Raw genomic sequence first — 14,641 nt, 5'->3', positions numbered from 1 at the left:
TGTTCGAGGGACGTGCTCGGTCAGTGCCGGATCAGGCGGAGACCATCGACTGCGACTTCACGTCGAACCACTCGCCGGCGTAGCCGGGGCCCTCGTGGAGCGGGATCGGCGTGGAGCCGGGCACGGGGCTGCCGGTGCGGTCGACGCCGAGCAGGTTGCCGGTGACCGGGTTGTCCGGGTGGTTGCCGAGCTCGCCCGCGAAGTGGCAGGCGACCTTGTGGCGGGGACCGATCTGCAGCAGCGGCGGCTCGACCTTGGCGCAGATCTCCTGCGCCAGCGAGCACCGGGTGCGGAACCGGCAGCCGGACGGCGGGTTGATCGGGCTGGGCACGTCACCCTCGAGCCGGATGCGCTCGCGACGACCACCGATGGCGGCCTGCTTCACGTCGGGCACCGCGGAGAGCAGCGCCTGGGTGTAGGGGTGGTGCGCCCGGTTGTAGATCGTCTCGCGGTCCGCGATCTCCACGATCTTGCCGAGGTACATGACCGCGACCTCGGGGCAGAAGTGCCGGACGACGGCCAGGTCGTGGGCGATGAACAGGAACGCGATGTTGAACTCGCGCTGCAGGTCCTGGAGCAGGTTGATGACCTGCGCCTGGATCGACACGTCCAGCGCCGACACGGGCTCGTCGGCCACGAGCAGCTTGGGGTTCAGCGTGAGCGCGCGGGCGATGCCGATGCGCTGGCGCTGACCGCCGGAGAACTCGTTGGGGTAGCGGTTGTAGTGCTCGGGGTTCAGGCCCACGACCTCGAGCAGCTCCTGGACGCGGCCCAGGATCTGCTTCTTCGGGACGATCTTGTGCACCTCGAGGGGCGCACCCACGATCGAGCCGACCGTGTGACGGGGGTTCAGTGAGGTGTAGGGGTCCTGGAAGATCATCTGCACGTTGCGGCGCAGCGGCTTGAGCTGCCGCGGCGACATGTGCGCGATGTCCTCCTGGATGTCACCGAACTTCATCGAGCCCGCGGTCGGGGTGTAGAGCCGCGTGATGAGGCGACCGGTCGTGGACTTGCCACAACCCGACTCCCCCACCAGGCCCAGCGAGCCGCCGGACGGCACCTGGAAGGAGATGCCGTCGACCGCCTGGACGTGGCCGATGGTGCGGCGGATGACGCCCGAGGACTTCACCGGGAAGTACATCTTGAGGTTCTCCACCTCGAGCACCGGCTTGGCGTGGGGGTCCAGCTGCGTCGCGGTGTGTCCCTGGGCGGCGATCTCCTCGAAGGTCAGTCGCCCGGAACCCTCCGGCTGCATCGGCGTGTCGACGACCTCGCCCTCGGGGTCGGCCTGGCCGCGGTCGGGCCTCACGTCGGACATCAGTTCTTCTCCTCGACGAGATCGGGAGCGATCTCCGGCAGCACCTCGGCCTGGTAGACGGCGTCGGCGTTGGCCAGGTGGCATCGCTTGACATGTCCTTCACCGCGCGAGCCGGGCAGCAGCTCGGGCAGCTCGGTCGAGCACAGGCTCGCCGGCACCTTGTCGGTGTGGACGCAACGGGGGTGGAAGGCACAACCGGTCGGCGGGTTGAGCAGGCTCGGCGGGTTGCCCGGGATCGGGATCAGGCGCGCGTTGGTGTCGGCCTGGACGTCCGGGACGCTGGAGAGAAGGCCCCACGTGTAGGGCATCTCCGGGTGAGTCAGGATGTCCTTGCCCTTGCCGTACTCCACGCAGCGACCGGCGTACATCACGAGGACGTCGTCGGCCATCTCGGCGATGACGCCGAGGTCGTGGGTGATGATGATGACGGCGGAGTTGAACTCGCGCTGCAGGTCCTGGAGCAGGTCGAGGATCTGCGCCTGCACCGTCACGTCCAGCGCGGTGGTCGGCTCGTCGGCGATGAGCAGCGACGGGTCGTTGATGAGGCCCATCGCGATCATGGCGCGCTGACGCATGCCGCCGGAGAACTGGTGCGGGAAGTCATCCACGCGACGGTCGGGCTGCGGGATGCCGACCCGGTCGAGCATCTCGATGGCCTTGCGCCGGGCGTCCCGCTTGGAGGCGCTCGGGTGGTGGACCATGTAGGCCTCGGCCAGCTGGCCCCCGATCTTGTAGAACGGGTGCAGCGCGGCCAGGGCGTCCTGGAAGATCATCGCGACCTGGTTGCCGCGCAGCTTGCGCATGCGCGCCTCGGACAGCCCGACGACCTCGGTGCCCCCGACGCGGATCGAGCCGGAGATCCGGCTCGACTTGGCGTCGTGGAGGCCCAGGACGGCCATGCTCGACACGGACTTGCCCGAACCGGACTCGCCCACGATGCCGAGGGTCTCGCCCATCTTCACGGAGTAGCTGAGGTTCGACACCGCGGTGAGCAGGCCGTCCTCGGTCGGGAACTTGACCGTCAGGTCCTCGACGACCAGGAAGGGCTCGCCGGAATCGGCACCGCGGCCAGGAGTGGCGACGGTGCTGGTCTGCTCGGTCACGAAAGCCTCACCCTCGGATCAAGAATGCTGTAGATGACGTCGACAAGAATGTTGCTCATGATCAGCACCGCGGCGCTGAACAGGGCGGTGGCCGACACCACGGGAAGGTCGCGAGCGCCGACCGCCTGGAGGCTCCAGAAGCCGATGCCCTGGATGTCGAAGATGCGCTCGGTGAAGATCGTACCGGCGAGCAGGGTGCCGAAGTCGATGCCGAAGATGGTCACGATCGGCACCAGGGCAGCCCGCAGGCCGTGCTTGTAGACCACCGTCCGCGGCGGCAGGCCCTTGGCCTTCGCGGTGCGGATGTAGTCCTCGCTGAGCGCCTCGACCATGGCGCCGCGACTGTATCGGGTGTACTGCGTGCACCCGTAGATGCCCAGCGCGATCCAGGCGAGCAACATCCCGGAGAACCACTTGGCCGGGTTGGCGGTGATCGGGTGGTACCCCGGATTGCTCAGTCCTGGCACCTCGAAGATGACGGTGCAGTAGAGCCACGCGAGCAGGGCGAACAGGTAGTAGGGAATCGAGCTGAGGAACAGGAAGCTCGAGACCAGGGCCTTGTCCGACACGCTGCCGCGTCTCCGCGCGGCGGCGACCCCGATGGGCACGCCGAAGGCGAGGTAGAGGAAGGCTCCGCCGATGGCCACGGAGAACGTGGCGGGGAGCCGGCCCTTCATCTCGGTCCACACCGGGACCTTGGTGCGGTAGGAGTAGCCCAGGCAGGGCGCCGGGCAGTCGTAGGCCGTCGGGCCGATCTTGATCGTGCGGCCGACGAAGACGCCCTTGGCGAACTTGCCGTACTCCTCGTAGACCGGGTTGTCGTACCCGAGCGAGTGCTCGAAGGTCGCGAGCCGGGCAGGACTGCACCGGTTGTTGGTCTCGCGGTCACAGATGGGTTGGGCCGGGCTCGAGGGGCCATACCAGAACAGCAGGAAGATCGCCATGGAGACCAGGGCGACCACCACCACTCCGGCAAGCAGGCGCTTGACGACGTAGGCGAACATCGGGGGACTCTCTCCGCGTAGACAAACTCTGGGCTGACCGGTGGGGGCCCCTGGGATCCAGGAGCCCCCACCGTCAGTACTACTTCAAACCGACTGGGATGTCGATCACTGCATCACGAACAGGTCCTTGTAGTCGGGGGCGGCAATTTCGCCGTCGCCGACCGGGTTACCGATCTTGGACCCGTACACGAAGAGCTCGTTGCGGAACGCGGTGGGGATGATCGGGAAGTACTTCGTCCCGATCTCCTCGTCCAGCGCACCCCAGGCGTCAGCCTGCTGGTCGAGCGGCTTCGTGGTGATGGCGGCCATCTCGTCGTCGATGGACTTCTCGGAGAACTGCTCGGTGTTGTAAGCAGCACCCGTGCGGACCAGCGGCGGGAGCATGGTGAGACCCGACGGCCAGTCGGAGCACCAGTTGACGCCACGGAGGTTCAGCGTCTTGTTGATCTTGTCGTCCGGGTTCAGCCAGATGTTGTACGGCGAGTCCTGGACCGGGATGCCCTTGACGGTGAAGCCCGCCTCGGCCATGCCCTTGACGAGGACCTTCTGGCCGGCGACGGCCAGCGGGTCGGGCTCGTAGTAGACCATCGTGAGCTTGAACTCGCCCGGCTCGTAGCCGGCCTGCTTCAGCAGCTCCTTGGACTTCTCCGGGTCGTACTTGAACTGCTCACCGTCGGCGAAGTACTCGTGCTTGCCGGCCATGCCCGGAGGCATGATGGAGTTCGCGGGGACACGGGTGACACCCGGGACCTCACCAGTCGCCAGCCACATGTCCTCGTAGGGGTACGCGTACGCGATCGCCTTGCGGACGTTGATGTCGGTGATCTTGGTGTAGTCGGGCGACAGGAAGCTGGTGCACTGGGCCGACTGCTGGACCAGGCGGTCACCGAGCTCGGTGTTCGCGCGGTCGTAGTTGTTCGAGCCGAGAGCCGTCGACAGCGAGGTCTGCGACTCCGTGTTGTCGCTCAGCATGATCTGGTCGACCTTGGCCTGGTCCTGGTTGAACTTGAAGACCCACTTGTCGGCGTACTGGTGGCGCGCCGGGTCAGAGTTGGGGTCCCACTGGTCGTTCTTGACCAGGACGAGCTCCTCGTTGGGGCGGAAGGACTCCACCTTGTAGGGGCCGTTCGACATGATGTGCTGACCGTAGTCCGGCGGCTGGCTGGCCTTGCCCAGCGGCGACGGGCCCATGGCCATGAAGGCGCCCCAGTAGTCCATGTCCGGGAACGGCTTCGCCATCTTGATGGTGATGTCGTTGCCCGAGACGGAGACGCCGTCCCACTTCTTGCCCTTGTCGGTGTAGGGGCCCTTGTACTTGCCAGCGTCCAGGAAGTACGTCTGGGAGTACTCGGTGCCGGGACCGGCCGGGAAGGTGTCGGAGTCCATCGAGCGCTGGATGCCCCAGGCGACTTCCTCGGGGGTGATCGGCGAACCGTCCTCCCACTTGGCGTCGTCACGGAGCGTGAAGGTCCACTCGGTGTAGTCGTCGTTGTGGCTGCCCAGGTCGGTCGCGAGGTCCGGGACGAGGGTCATCTCGCCGGTCTTCGGGTCACGGGCGTACTGCGTGAGCGAACGGCTCGTGAGCGCCTGCTGGATGGAGTTGCCCGTGACGGACCAGCCGTCGGTGGGGTCCATCGAGTCCGGGCCCGGGTCGCCGGGGAGGTACACCGTGATGGTGCCACCAGCGGTGGCGCCCTCGACGTCGGCGGCGGGCGCCTGGCGGGAGGCGTCCTTCCCGACCTCAGGAGCCTTGGTGTAGCTCTTGCTCGAAGAGGGGTTACTGCTGCCACCCGAACCGCCACACGCGGCAAGGGCGAACAGCGCAGCACCGGCGACTACCGCCAGCGGCTTGCTCCGTCTCATTGTCCAGCCTTTCTTTCTGAGTTCGCGCCCCCGAGGAGAATCGGGGACGACGTCGAGGAGTCGCCGCTAGCGGCGGGTCTTGGGGTCGAGCGCATCGCGCACGGCGTCACCCAAGAGGTTGAGAGCCAGGACCAGCGCGACGATGCCGATCATGGGCTCCCAGAGGTAGAGCGGGTAGCTCTCGAAGAACGGGGTCGCCTTGTTGATCGTCTGGCCCCACGAGATGCCGGACGTGACGCCGATGCCGAGGAAGGCGAAGCCGGCCTCGGCGGCCACGAAGGCGGGGAGCGCCAGCGAGACGCTGACGACGATCGGGGCGGTGAGGTTGGGCAGCAGCTCCTTGATCAGGATTCGCGAGGTCGGCATGCCGATCACGCGTGCCGCCTGGACGAACTCCCGCTCACGCAGCGAGAGCACCTCGCCGCGGATCAGTCGTGCCACGCCCATCCAGCCGAAGCCGGCCAGGACCACGATCAGCGCCCAGAACTGGATGCGCGGGTAGTTGTCGCTGGCGTTGAAGCGCTGGTTGATGATCGGGGCGATCACCAGGGCGGCGAGCAGGAACGGGATCGTCAGGAAGAAGTCGATGACGAACGAGATCGTCTTGTCGACGATGCCGCCCATGTAGCCGGCGACCAAGCCCATGAGGATGCCGAAGACCGAGCTGAACAGCGTCGCGGTCGCGGAGATCTCCAGCGAGGTGCGGGCGCCGTAGACCCAGTAGGCGAGGTTGTCGGTCGCGGACTGCGGCGCGATGCCGAACGGGTGGTTGGGGTCGAACCCGTGGAGCGGGGGGCCCTTGAGGGGCAGGCCGCCGCCGAGGGTGTCGAGGTACTGGCTGGGCAGCACCGTCTCCGTGGAGACGTTGAAGAGCGCGCAGATCGGGCCGGCGAAGACCGCCACGATCACGAAGAAGAGGGTGACCACCGCGCAGACGACCGCGATCTTGTCGCGGACCAGTCGGCCCATGGCGATGCGCATCGGCGACTTGCCGGTGATGCCCTGCGCCTTCTTCTCAGGACCCTCGTTGGAGGGTTCGTCACTCAGGTGTCCCAGCGTCTCGGGCCCGGCTGTCTGTGCCGACATGCTCTCCCCATCATCGTCAGAGGCCGGGGATTTCCCGGCCTGCGCCGTGTGCGCCGAAGCGAGACTCTATGTGACGCGGACCGCACGAGCGATCACCTACGCGTAACGATCTGGTCTCGACCAACGGCGTACGTTTTGTTGTTTTTCAGCCCTCGGTGGGCGTGTTCTTCAGGGGCCGGGCGTCGACGCCGGCCTCCTTGCGCTGCTCCGCCGTGATGGGGGCAGGAGCTGCCGTCAGCGGATCGAACCCGCCGCCGGACTTGGGGAAGGCAATCACGTCGCGGATCGAGTCGGTGCCCGCGAGCAGGGCGCAGATCCGGTCCATGCCCACGGCGATGCCGCCGTGCGGCGGCGCGCCGAACTTGAAGGCGTCGAGCAGGAAGCCGAACTTCTCCTCGGCCTGCTCCTCGGTGAGCCCCATGACCGCGAAGACGCGCTTCTGGACGTCCTCGCGGTGGATCCGGATCGAGCCGCCGCCGAGCTCGTTGCCGTTGCAGACGATGTCGTAGGCGTACGCCAGGGCGCTGCCCGGGTCGGTGTCGAAGGTGTCGGCGTACTCCGGCTTCGGACCGGTGAACGCGTGGTGCACCGCCGTCCAGGCGCCCGCACCCACCGCGACGTCACCGCTGGCGACGGCGTCGGAGCTCGGCTCGAACATGGGGGCGTCGACGACCCAGGTGAAGGCGAAGGCGCTCTCGTCGATCAGGCCGCAGCGGCGGCCGATCTCGAGGCGCGCCGCGCCGAGCAGCGCCCGGCTCGACTTGGTGGGACCGGCGGCGAAGAAGATGCAGTCACCGGGCTTCGCGCCGACGTGGGCGGCCAGGCCGGCCTTCTCCTCGTCGGTGATGTTCTTGGCGACCGGTCCCCCGAGCTCGCCGTCCTCCTGGACGAGCACGTAGGCCAGTCCCTTGGCGCCGCGCTGCTTGGCCCACTCCTGCCAGGCGTCGAGCTGCTTGCGGGGCTGGCTCGCACCGCCGGGCATGACGACGGCGCCGACGTACTCGGACTGGAAGACGCGGAACGGCGTGTCCTTGAAGTACGCCGTGCACTCGACGAGCTCGTTGCCCATCCGGAGGTCGGGCTTGTCGGAGCCGTACTTCTCCATCGCGTCGGCGTAGGTCATCCGCGGGATCGGGCGCGGGATGTCGACGTCGATGAGCTTCCACATCGCGGCGAGGACGTCCTCCATCAGCTCGATGACGTCGTCCTGCTCGACGAAGCTCATCTCGATGTCGAGCTGGGTGAACTCCGGCTGCCGGTCGGCCCGGAAGTCCTCGTCGCGGTAGCAGCGCGCGATCTGGTAGTAGCGCTCCATGCCGGCGACCATGAGCAGCTGCTTGAACAGCTGGGGGCTCTGCGGCAGGGCGTACCAGCTGCCGGGCTGCAGGCGGGCCGGCACCAGGAAGTCACGGGCGCCCTCGGGCGTCGAGCGGGTCAGAGTCGGCGTCTCGATCTCGACGAACCGGTGGTTGTCCAGCACGTCGCGCGCGGCCTTGTTGACCTTGCTGCGCAGGCGCAGGGCGTGGTTGGGGCCGGTGCGGCGCAGGTCGAGGTAGCGGTGCTTGAGCCGGGCCTCCTCCCCCACGTCGATGTGGTCGTCGATGGGGAAGGGCAGCGGAGCCGCGGCGCTGAGCACCTCGAGGTCGGTCGCGATGACCTCGATCTCGCCCGAGGGGAGGTTGGGGTTGGCGTTGCCCGCGGGACGCTTGGAGACGGTGCCGGTGACCCGGATGCAGTACTCGCTGCGCAGGGAGTGGGCCACCTCCTCGTCGCGGACGACCACCTGCACCAGGCCGCTGGCCTCGCGCAGGTCGAGGAAGGCCACCCCACCGTGATCGCGGCGCCTGGCCACCCACCCGGCGAGGGTGACGGTCTGGTCGACGTGCTCGGCGCGGAGGGCGCCGGCGTCATGCGTGCGAATCACTGCTGCTTCTCCTTGGTGACCTGCGGGCGCAGGTCCTCGGTGGGTGGGGTCCAGGCCGCCGGATCGGCGGTCACCTGCTCCCCCGTGCGGATGTCCTTCACCTCGTGGCCGCCCTCGGGGCCGGTGAACCAGACGTAGGGGATGCCGCGCCGCTCGGCGTAGCGGATCTGCTTGCCGAACTTCTGCGGGCTGGCCGCGACCTCGCACGGGATGCCGCGGGCGCGGAGCGCATCGGCGATCTCGTCGGAGGCGGACCGTGACTCCTCGTCGGCGAGGGCCACGAGGACGGCGCTGGGCACCGACCGGTCGGCCCCCAGGACGCCCTTGTTGAACAGCGGCACCAGCACCCGGCTGACGCCGAGGGAGATGCCGACGCCGGGGTAGGTCGTACGGCCGTCGCTCGCCAGCGCGTCGTAACGACCGCCGGAGCAGATCGAGCCGAGCGACTCGCTGCCGACCAGCCGGGTCTCGAAGACCGTGCCGGTGTAGTAGTCGAGGCCGCGGGCGATGGAGAGGTCCGCGACCACCGTGACGGTGTCACTGACCAGCGGCGCGCAGCCCCGGACCAGGGCGGCGAGCTCCTCGAGGCCCTCGTCGAGCAGCGGGTGACTGACGCCGAGGGCGCGGACCTGCTCCACGAAGGAGTCGTCGGTGGCCTGGATCGTGGCGAGCCGCAGGCACAGGTCGGCCTGGGAGTCGTCGAGCCCGACCTCGTCGACGAGCAGCTTGCGGACCGCCTCGACCGGCAGCTTGTCGAGCTTGTCGACCACGCGCATGACCTCGTCGAGGTCGGTCGCGCCGAGGCCGGTGTAGAAGCCCTGGATCAGCTTGCGGTTGTTGACCTGCAGGCGGAAGGCCGGGAGGAAGTCGAAGGCCTTGAGGGCGTCGATCATGACGCGGGCGATCTCGACGTCGTGGTGGAACGGCAGCGCGTCGCGGCCCACGATGTCGATGTCGGCCTGGGTGAACTCGCGGTAGCGGCCGTCCTGGGGCCGCTCGCCACGCCACGCCTTCTGGATCTGGAACCGGCGGAACGGGAACTCCAGCTTGCCGGCGTTCTCGAGCACGTAGCGGGCGAACGGCACGGTCAGGTCGAAGTGCAGCCCGAGCCCCGCGTCGCTGGTGGTGTCGTCGGCCTGCAGGCGGCGCAGGACGTAGACCTCCTTGGAGGTGTCTCCCTTGCGGAGCAGCTGGTCCAGCGGCTCGACGGCGCGCGTCTCGATGCCGGCGAAGCCGTGCAGCTCGAAGGTGCGGCGCAGGGAGTCGATCACCTGCTGCTCGACGAAGCGCTGGGCGGGCAACAGCTCGGGGAACCCGCTGAGCGGGGTCGGCTTGGCGTTCATGGTGTGTCAGAGACCTCGGGTCACTCGACCCGCATCGCCCTCACGCTGGAGGTCGAGCAGGAAGGGGTTGGTCGCGCGTTCGCGACCGATGGACGTCTGGTCGCCGTGGCCGGGGAGCACCACGATGTCGTCGGCGAGGGGCAGCACCTTGGTCGTGAGGCTGCGCAGCATCGTGGCGTGGTCACCGCCCGGGAGGTCCGTGCGGCCGATCGAGCCCTGGAAGAGCAGGTCGCCGGAGAACATCAGCTCCGAGATGTCCTGCTCCGGGTAGGGCGTGCGGAAGGTGACCGACCCCTCGGTATGCCCCGGGGTGTGGTCGACCACGAAGCGCAGCCCGGCCAGCTCGAGGTGCTGGTCGTCGGCGAGCTCCTGCACGTCGTCCGGCTCGGCCCACTGGTAGTTGCCGCCGAGCAGCATCTGGGACGTCTCGCGCGACATGCCGGCCATCGGGTCGGTCAGCAGGTGCCGGTCACTGGGGTGGATCCACGCGGTGGCGTCGTACGTGCCGGCGACGGGGGCCACGCACCACATGTGGTCGACGTGGCCGTGGGTCACCAGGACGGCGACCGGCTTGAGCCGGTGCTCGCGGACGACCTCGGCGACGCCGTCGGCGGAGTCCTTGCCGGGGTCGATGACCACGCACTCCGCACCCGGGCCGGTGGCGGCGACGTAACAGTTCGTCCCCCACGGCCCAGCGGGGAATCCTGCGATCAGCACCGCACCACACTATCCATGCGGGACGGTGTTCGTCGCACCGGTGCGGGCCCGCAGTGCCGGCCGCCGCGGCGGGTGTGCGGCGAGCGCTGGGCCGATCTCTGACTAGCATGGGGCCTGCGTCCGGACAGCGAGCGAACAAGATCGAGCGGAGTACACCTGTGACGAGCCACCAGTGGGGTCGAGTCGACGACGACGGGACCGTCTACGTGACGACCGCCGAGGGTGAGCGCTCCGTCGGCCAGTACCCCGAGGGCACGCCCGAGGAGGCCCTCGCCTTCTTCACCGAGCGGTACGCCGCGCTGGCGTTCGAGGTCGAGCTCCTGGAGCAGCGGATCAAGTCCGGCGTGCTCTCCCCGGAGGAGGCCGTCGAGTCGGTCAAGACCGTGCACACGCAGGTCAGCGACGCCAACGCCGTGGGCGACCTGGCCGCGCTCGACACCCGTCTGACCGCGCTCACCCCGGTCATCGAGGAGCAGCGCGAGGCCCGCAAGGTCGAGAAGGCACAGCGTGCCGCCGAGTCGCGTGCCGAGAAGGAGAAGATCGTCGCCGAGGCCGAGAAGCTGGCCGAGAGCAACGACTGGCGCAACGGCGCCAACCGCCTCCGCGAGCTGCTCGACCAGTGGAAGGCACTCCCCCGCATCGACCGGTCCTCCGACGACGCGCTGTGGCGTCGCTTCTCGACCGCCCGCACGGCCTACACCCGCCGCCGCAAGTCGCACTTCGCCGAGCAGCACGAGAAGCGCGACGGCGCCCGGGTCATCAAGGAGAAGCTGGCCACCGAGGCCGAGAGCCTCGCCGGGTCGACCGAGTGGGGCCCGACCGCCGGCCGCTACCGCGACCTGATGAAGCAGTGGAAGGCCGCCGGCCCCGCGCCGCGCGACGTCGACGACGCCCTGTGGAAGCGCTTCCGCGGCGCCCAGGACGCCTTCTTCGGCGCCCGCGACGCCGCCGCGGCCGAGCAGGACCAGGAGTTCGCCGCCAACGCCGAGGTCAAGGAGAAGCTCCTCGTCGAGGCCGAGGCCCTGGTGCCCGTCACCGACCTCGAGGCCGCCAAGCGGGCCTTCCGCGACATCGCCGACCGCTGGGACGCGGCCGGCAAGGTGCCGCGCGACCGCATGAAGGAGCTCGAGGGCCGCATCCGCAAGGTGGAGCAGGCGATCCGCGGGCTCGAGGACGAGCAGTGGCGCAAGTCCGACCCGGAGAAGTCCGCACGCGCCGACGACATGGTCAGCAAGCTCGAGGCCGCCATCGCCCAGGTGCAGGCCGACCTCGACAAGGCGCGCGCCGCCGGCAACGACAAGAAGGTCAAGGACCTCGAGGAGAACATCGCCTCGCGCCAGGCGTTCCTCGAGATGGCCAAGCGCGCCTCGGACGAGTTCTCGAGCTGACCTACTGCGTCACGCGGTAGGCGTCGAACACGCCGGGGACCGAGCGCACGGCCCGGAGCACGTTGTCGAGGTGCTTGGCCTCGGCCATCTCGAAGGTGAAGCGGCTCTTGGCGACCCGGTCGCGGGTGGTGGAGAGCGAGGCGCTGAGGATGTTCACGTGGGCGTCCGAGAGGACCATCGTGATGTCCGAGAGCAGCCGTGCGCGGTCGAGCGCCTCGACCTGGATGTTGACCAGGAACGTCGACTGGCCGGTCGGGGCCCACTCGACCTCGAGCAGCCGCTCGGGCTGCTCCTTCAGCGCGGAGGCGTTGGTGCAGTCCTGGCGGTGCACCGAGACTCCCCCGCCCTTGGTGACGAAGCCCAGGATCGCGTCGGGCGGGACGGGGGTGCAGCACTTGGCGAGCTTGACCCACACGTCGGCGGCGCCCTTGACGATGACCCCGGAGTCGCCGCCGGCCTGCACGCGTGAACGGCTGCGGCGACCGGTGATGGTGACGCCCTCGGCGAGGTCCTCCGCGGCCCCGTCGTTGCCGCCGTGCAGGTCCACCACCCGGCGTACGACGGCCTGGGCGCTGACGTTGCCCTCGCCGACGGCGGCGTAGAGCGCGGAGACGTCGGCGAGCTTGAAGTGGACGGCGGCCAGGGTCAGCGACTCGTGGGACATCAGGCGCTTGAGGGGCAGCCCCTCCTTGCGCATGAGCTTGGCGATCTGCTCCTTGCCCTGGTCGATCGCCTCCTCGCGCCGCTCCTTGGTGAACCACTGGCGGATCTTGGAGCGGGCGCGCGGCGACTTCACGAACGTCAGCCAGTCGCGCGACGGGCCGGCGGTCGCCGACTTGGAGGTGAACACCTCGACCACGTCGCCGTTGTCCAGCGTGGACTCCAGCGGGACGAGGCGGCCGTTGACCCGCGCGCCGATCGTGTGGTGGCCGACCTCGGTGTGGACGGCGTAGGCGAAGTCGACCGGCGTCGCTGCGGTCGGCAGCGCGATCACGTCACCGCGCGGGGTGAAGACGTAGACCTCGGCCCGGTTGATCTCGAAGCGCAGGGACTCCAGGAACTCGCCCGGATCCTCGACCTCGCTCTGCCAGTCGAGCAACTGCCGGACCCAGGTCATGTCGCCGGAGTTCTCGAAGTCGGCCGCGCGGCGGTCGGTGTCGACGCCGTTGCGGCCGTCCTCCTTGTACTTCCAGTGCGCGGCGACGCCGTACTCGGCGCGACGGTGCATCGCGAAGGTGCGGATCTGCAGCTCGACCGGCTTGCCCTGCGGGCCGATGACCGTCGTGTGCAGCGACTGGTACATGTTGAACTTCGGCATCGCGACGTAGTCCTTGAAACGCCCGAGGACGGGGTTCCAGCGGGAGTGCAGGACGCCGAGCACGGAGTAGCAGTCGCGGTCCTCCTCGACGAGGACACGGATGCCGACCAGGTCGTAGATGTCGGAGAACTCCCGGCCGCCGACGATCATCTTCTGGTAGATCGAGTAGTAGTGCTTCGGGCGGCCGGTGACGGTCGCCTTGACCTTCGCCTCGCGCAGGTCGGTCTGCACCTGGGCGATCACCTCGGCGAGGAACTGGTCGCGCGAGGGCGACCGCTCGGCCACCATCCGCACGATCTCGTCGTAGATCTTCGGGTGCAGGGTCGCGAACGCGAGGTCCTCGAGCTCCCACTTGAGGGTGTTCATGCCGAGCCGGTGGGCCAGAGGCGCGTAGATGTCGAGGGTCTCGCGGGAGGTGCGCTCCTGGCTGGCCTGCGGGACGTAGCGCAGCGTGCGCATGTTGTGGAGCCGGTCGGCGAGCTTGATGACCAGGACCCGGATGTCGCGCGACATCGCGACGATCATCTTGCGGATGGTCTCCGCCTGTGCGGAGTCACCGTACTTGACCTTGTCGAGCTTGGTGACGCCGTCGACGAGGTGGGCGACCTCGTCGCCGAAGTCGCGGCGCACCTCCTCCAGGGTGTACGGCGTGTCCTCCACCGTGTCGTGGAGCAGCGAGGCGACCAGCGTCGGCTCGGTCATGCCGATGTCCGCGAGGATCGTGGTGACCGCGAGCGGGTGGGTGATGTAGGGATCGCCGCTCTTGCGCATCTGCGAGCCGTGCATCTTCTCGGCCATGAGATAGGCGCGCTCGAGCAACGCCAGGTCGGCCTTCGGGTGGTTGGCCTTCACGGCGCGGAACAGCGGCTCCAGCACCGGGTTGCCGGGCTGGTTGCGCGAGCCCATCCGGGCCAGCCGGGCGCGGACGCTACGGGTGGCCGGAGGAGGCTCGGGCGCGCGCTCCGGCTCCTGCTGTTGCTGCGGAGCGGTGCGTTCCTCGGTCACAGTTGCAGTCTAGGGGCCAGTGCCCGCGGCTCAGACCGTCATCAGGGTCGTGACCGGCAGGTCACCGATGGTCTCGCGTCCCGGCAGGAAACCCAGCTCCATGAGCACCGCGACCGCGTGGGCCGTGGCCCCGCACGCCTCGATCAGCTCGCGCGTCGCCCGGACCGTGCCGCCGGTGGCGAGCACGTCGTCGACCATCAGCACCCGGTCTCCGGGCGCGACGGCGTCGCGGTGCAGCTCGAGGGTCGCCTCGCCGTACTCCAGCGCGAACGAGACGGCGTGGGTCTCGCGGGGCAGCTTGCCGACCTTGCGGACCGGGACGAAGCCGATACCGAGGGCCAGTGCCACGGGGGCGGCGAGGATGAACCCGCGGGCCTCCATGCCGGCGACCTTGTCCACGACGACGTTGCCGTCGGCGTCCCGACCGGCCGAGGCGAGCGCCTCGATCACGGTCCGGAACGCGTCGTGGTCGGCCAGGAGCGGCGTGATGTCCTTGAAGACGATCCCCGGCTCGGGGAAGTCGTGGACGTCGAGGACCAGCCGCTCGAGCGACGCGCGCGCCGCGGCCAGTC

The 14,641-nt window shown here is 68.9% G+C and carries 11 protein-coding genes; 1 reads left to right on the top strand and 10 read right to left on the bottom strand.

Annotated elements, in window-relative coordinates; genetic code table 11:
- Positions 1 to 31 precede the first annotated feature (31 nt).
- From EJF31_RS04050 to EJF31_RS04015, 8 genes are all read right to left on the bottom strand, one after another.
- Positions 32 to 1,141 carry an ABC transporter ATP-binding protein gene (locus EJF31_RS04050; RefSeq protein ID WP_373994686.1) on the bottom strand — a complete coding sequence of 370 codons (1,110 nt, stop codon included), beginning with the start codon at positions 1,139 to 1,141 and terminating at the stop codon, positions 32 to 34.
- Between the two features lie 176 nt (positions 1,142 to 1,317).
- Positions 1,318 to 2,421, bottom strand: a complete 1,104-nt coding sequence (locus EJF31_RS04045; RefSeq protein WP_125035774.1) for an ABC transporter ATP-binding protein — start codon at positions 2,419 to 2,421, stop codon at positions 1,318 to 1,320.
- Positions 2,418 to 3,425 carry an ABC transporter permease gene (locus EJF31_RS04040; protein WP_125035773.1) on the bottom strand — a complete coding sequence of 336 codons (1,008 nt, stop codon included), beginning with the start codon at positions 3,423 to 3,425 and terminating at the stop codon, positions 2,418 to 2,420. Before EJF31_RS04040 ends, EJF31_RS04045 begins: the two co-directional genes overlap by 4 nt.
- A 105-nt stretch (positions 3,426 to 3,530) precedes the next feature.
- Positions 3,531 to 5,288, bottom strand: coding sequence for an ABC transporter substrate-binding protein (locus EJF31_RS04035; RefSeq protein WP_125035772.1), 1,758 nt, complete (start codon positions 5,286 to 5,288; stop codon positions 3,531 to 3,533).
- 66 nt (positions 5,289 to 5,354) lie between these two features.
- Entirely contained in the window at positions 5,355 to 6,374 is a 1,020-nt protein-coding gene (locus EJF31_RS04030; protein ID WP_125035771.1) for an ABC transporter permease, read from the bottom strand.
- A 145-nt stretch (positions 6,375 to 6,519) separates the two neighbouring features.
- A complete protein-coding gene (gene aspS, locus EJF31_RS04025; RefSeq protein WP_125035770.1) occupies positions 6,520 to 8,298 on the bottom strand; it encodes an aspartate--tRNA ligase in 1,779 nt (592 codons plus the stop codon).
- Entirely contained in the window at positions 8,295 to 9,641 is a 1,347-nt protein-coding gene (gene hisS, locus EJF31_RS04020; protein ID WP_125035769.1) for a histidine--tRNA ligase, read from the bottom strand. Before hisS ends, aspS begins: the two co-directional genes overlap by 4 nt.
- A 6-nt stretch (positions 9,642 to 9,647) precedes the next feature.
- On the bottom strand, positions 9,648 to 10,358 hold the full coding sequence (locus EJF31_RS04015; RefSeq protein WP_125035768.1) for an MBL fold metallo-hydrolase: 711 nt from the start codon (positions 10,356 to 10,358) through the stop codon (positions 9,648 to 9,650).
- Between the two features lie 158 nt (positions 10,359 to 10,516).
- Here EJF31_RS04015 and EJF31_RS04010 point away from each other — a divergent pair, with 158 nt between their 5' ends.
- Positions 10,517 to 11,746, top strand: a complete 1,230-nt coding sequence (locus tag EJF31_RS04010) for a DUF349 domain-containing protein (protein WP_125035767.1) — start codon at positions 10,517 to 10,519, stop codon at positions 11,744 to 11,746.
- A 1-nt stretch (position 11,747) separates the two neighbouring features.
- Here EJF31_RS04010 and EJF31_RS04005 read toward each other — a convergent pair whose 3' ends face one another.
- Entirely contained in the window at positions 11,748 to 13,970 is a 2,223-nt protein-coding gene (locus EJF31_RS04005; RefSeq protein WP_125035973.1) for a bifunctional (p)ppGpp synthetase/guanosine-3',5'-bis(diphosphate) 3'-pyrophosphohydrolase, read from the bottom strand.
- Between the two features lie 129 nt (positions 13,971 to 14,099).
- Complete coding sequence (locus EJF31_RS04000; RefSeq protein ID WP_125035972.1) at positions 14,100 to 14,639, bottom strand: adenine phosphoribosyltransferase; 540 nt, start codon at positions 14,637 to 14,639, stop codon at positions 14,100 to 14,102.
- Positions 14,640 to 14,641 lie beyond the last annotated feature (2 nt).

It is taken from the genome of Nocardioides sp. LS1, from assembly GCF_003865225.1.
Classification (GTDB): domain Bacteria; phylum Actinomycetota; class Actinomycetes; order Propionibacteriales; family Nocardioidaceae; genus Nocardioides; species Nocardioides ginsengisegetis.
Note: the sequence above shows the minus strand (reverse complement) of the source record. Positions and strands in the feature narration are given on the sequence as shown.

What these genes read in the sequence shown, in the direction of transcription:
- EJF31_RS04050 (WP_373994686.1), bottom strand. Translation starts at nt 1,141, where the DNA reads ATGTACTTCCCGGTGAAGTCCTCGGGCGTCATCCGCCGCACCATCGGC.
- EJF31_RS04040 (WP_125035773.1), bottom strand. Translation starts at nt 3,425, where the DNA reads ATGTTCGCCTACGTCGTCAAGCGCCTGCTTGCCGGAGTGGTGGTGGTC.
- EJF31_RS04035 (WP_125035772.1), bottom strand. Translation starts at nt 5,288, where the DNA reads ATGAGACGGAGCAAGCCGCTGGCGGTAGTCGCCGGTGCTGCGCTGTTC.
- EJF31_RS04030 (WP_125035771.1), bottom strand. Translation starts at nt 6,374, where the DNA reads ATGTCGGCACAGACAGCCGGGCCCGAGACGCTGGGACACCTGAGTGAC.
- hisS (WP_125035769.1), bottom strand. Translation starts at nt 9,641, where the DNA reads ATGAACGCCAAGCCGACCCCGCTCAGCGGGTTCCCCGAGCTGTTGCCC.
- EJF31_RS04005 (WP_125035973.1), bottom strand. Translation starts at nt 13,970, where the DNA reads ATGGGCTCGCGCAACCAGCCCGGCAACCCGGTGCTGGAGCCGCTGTTC.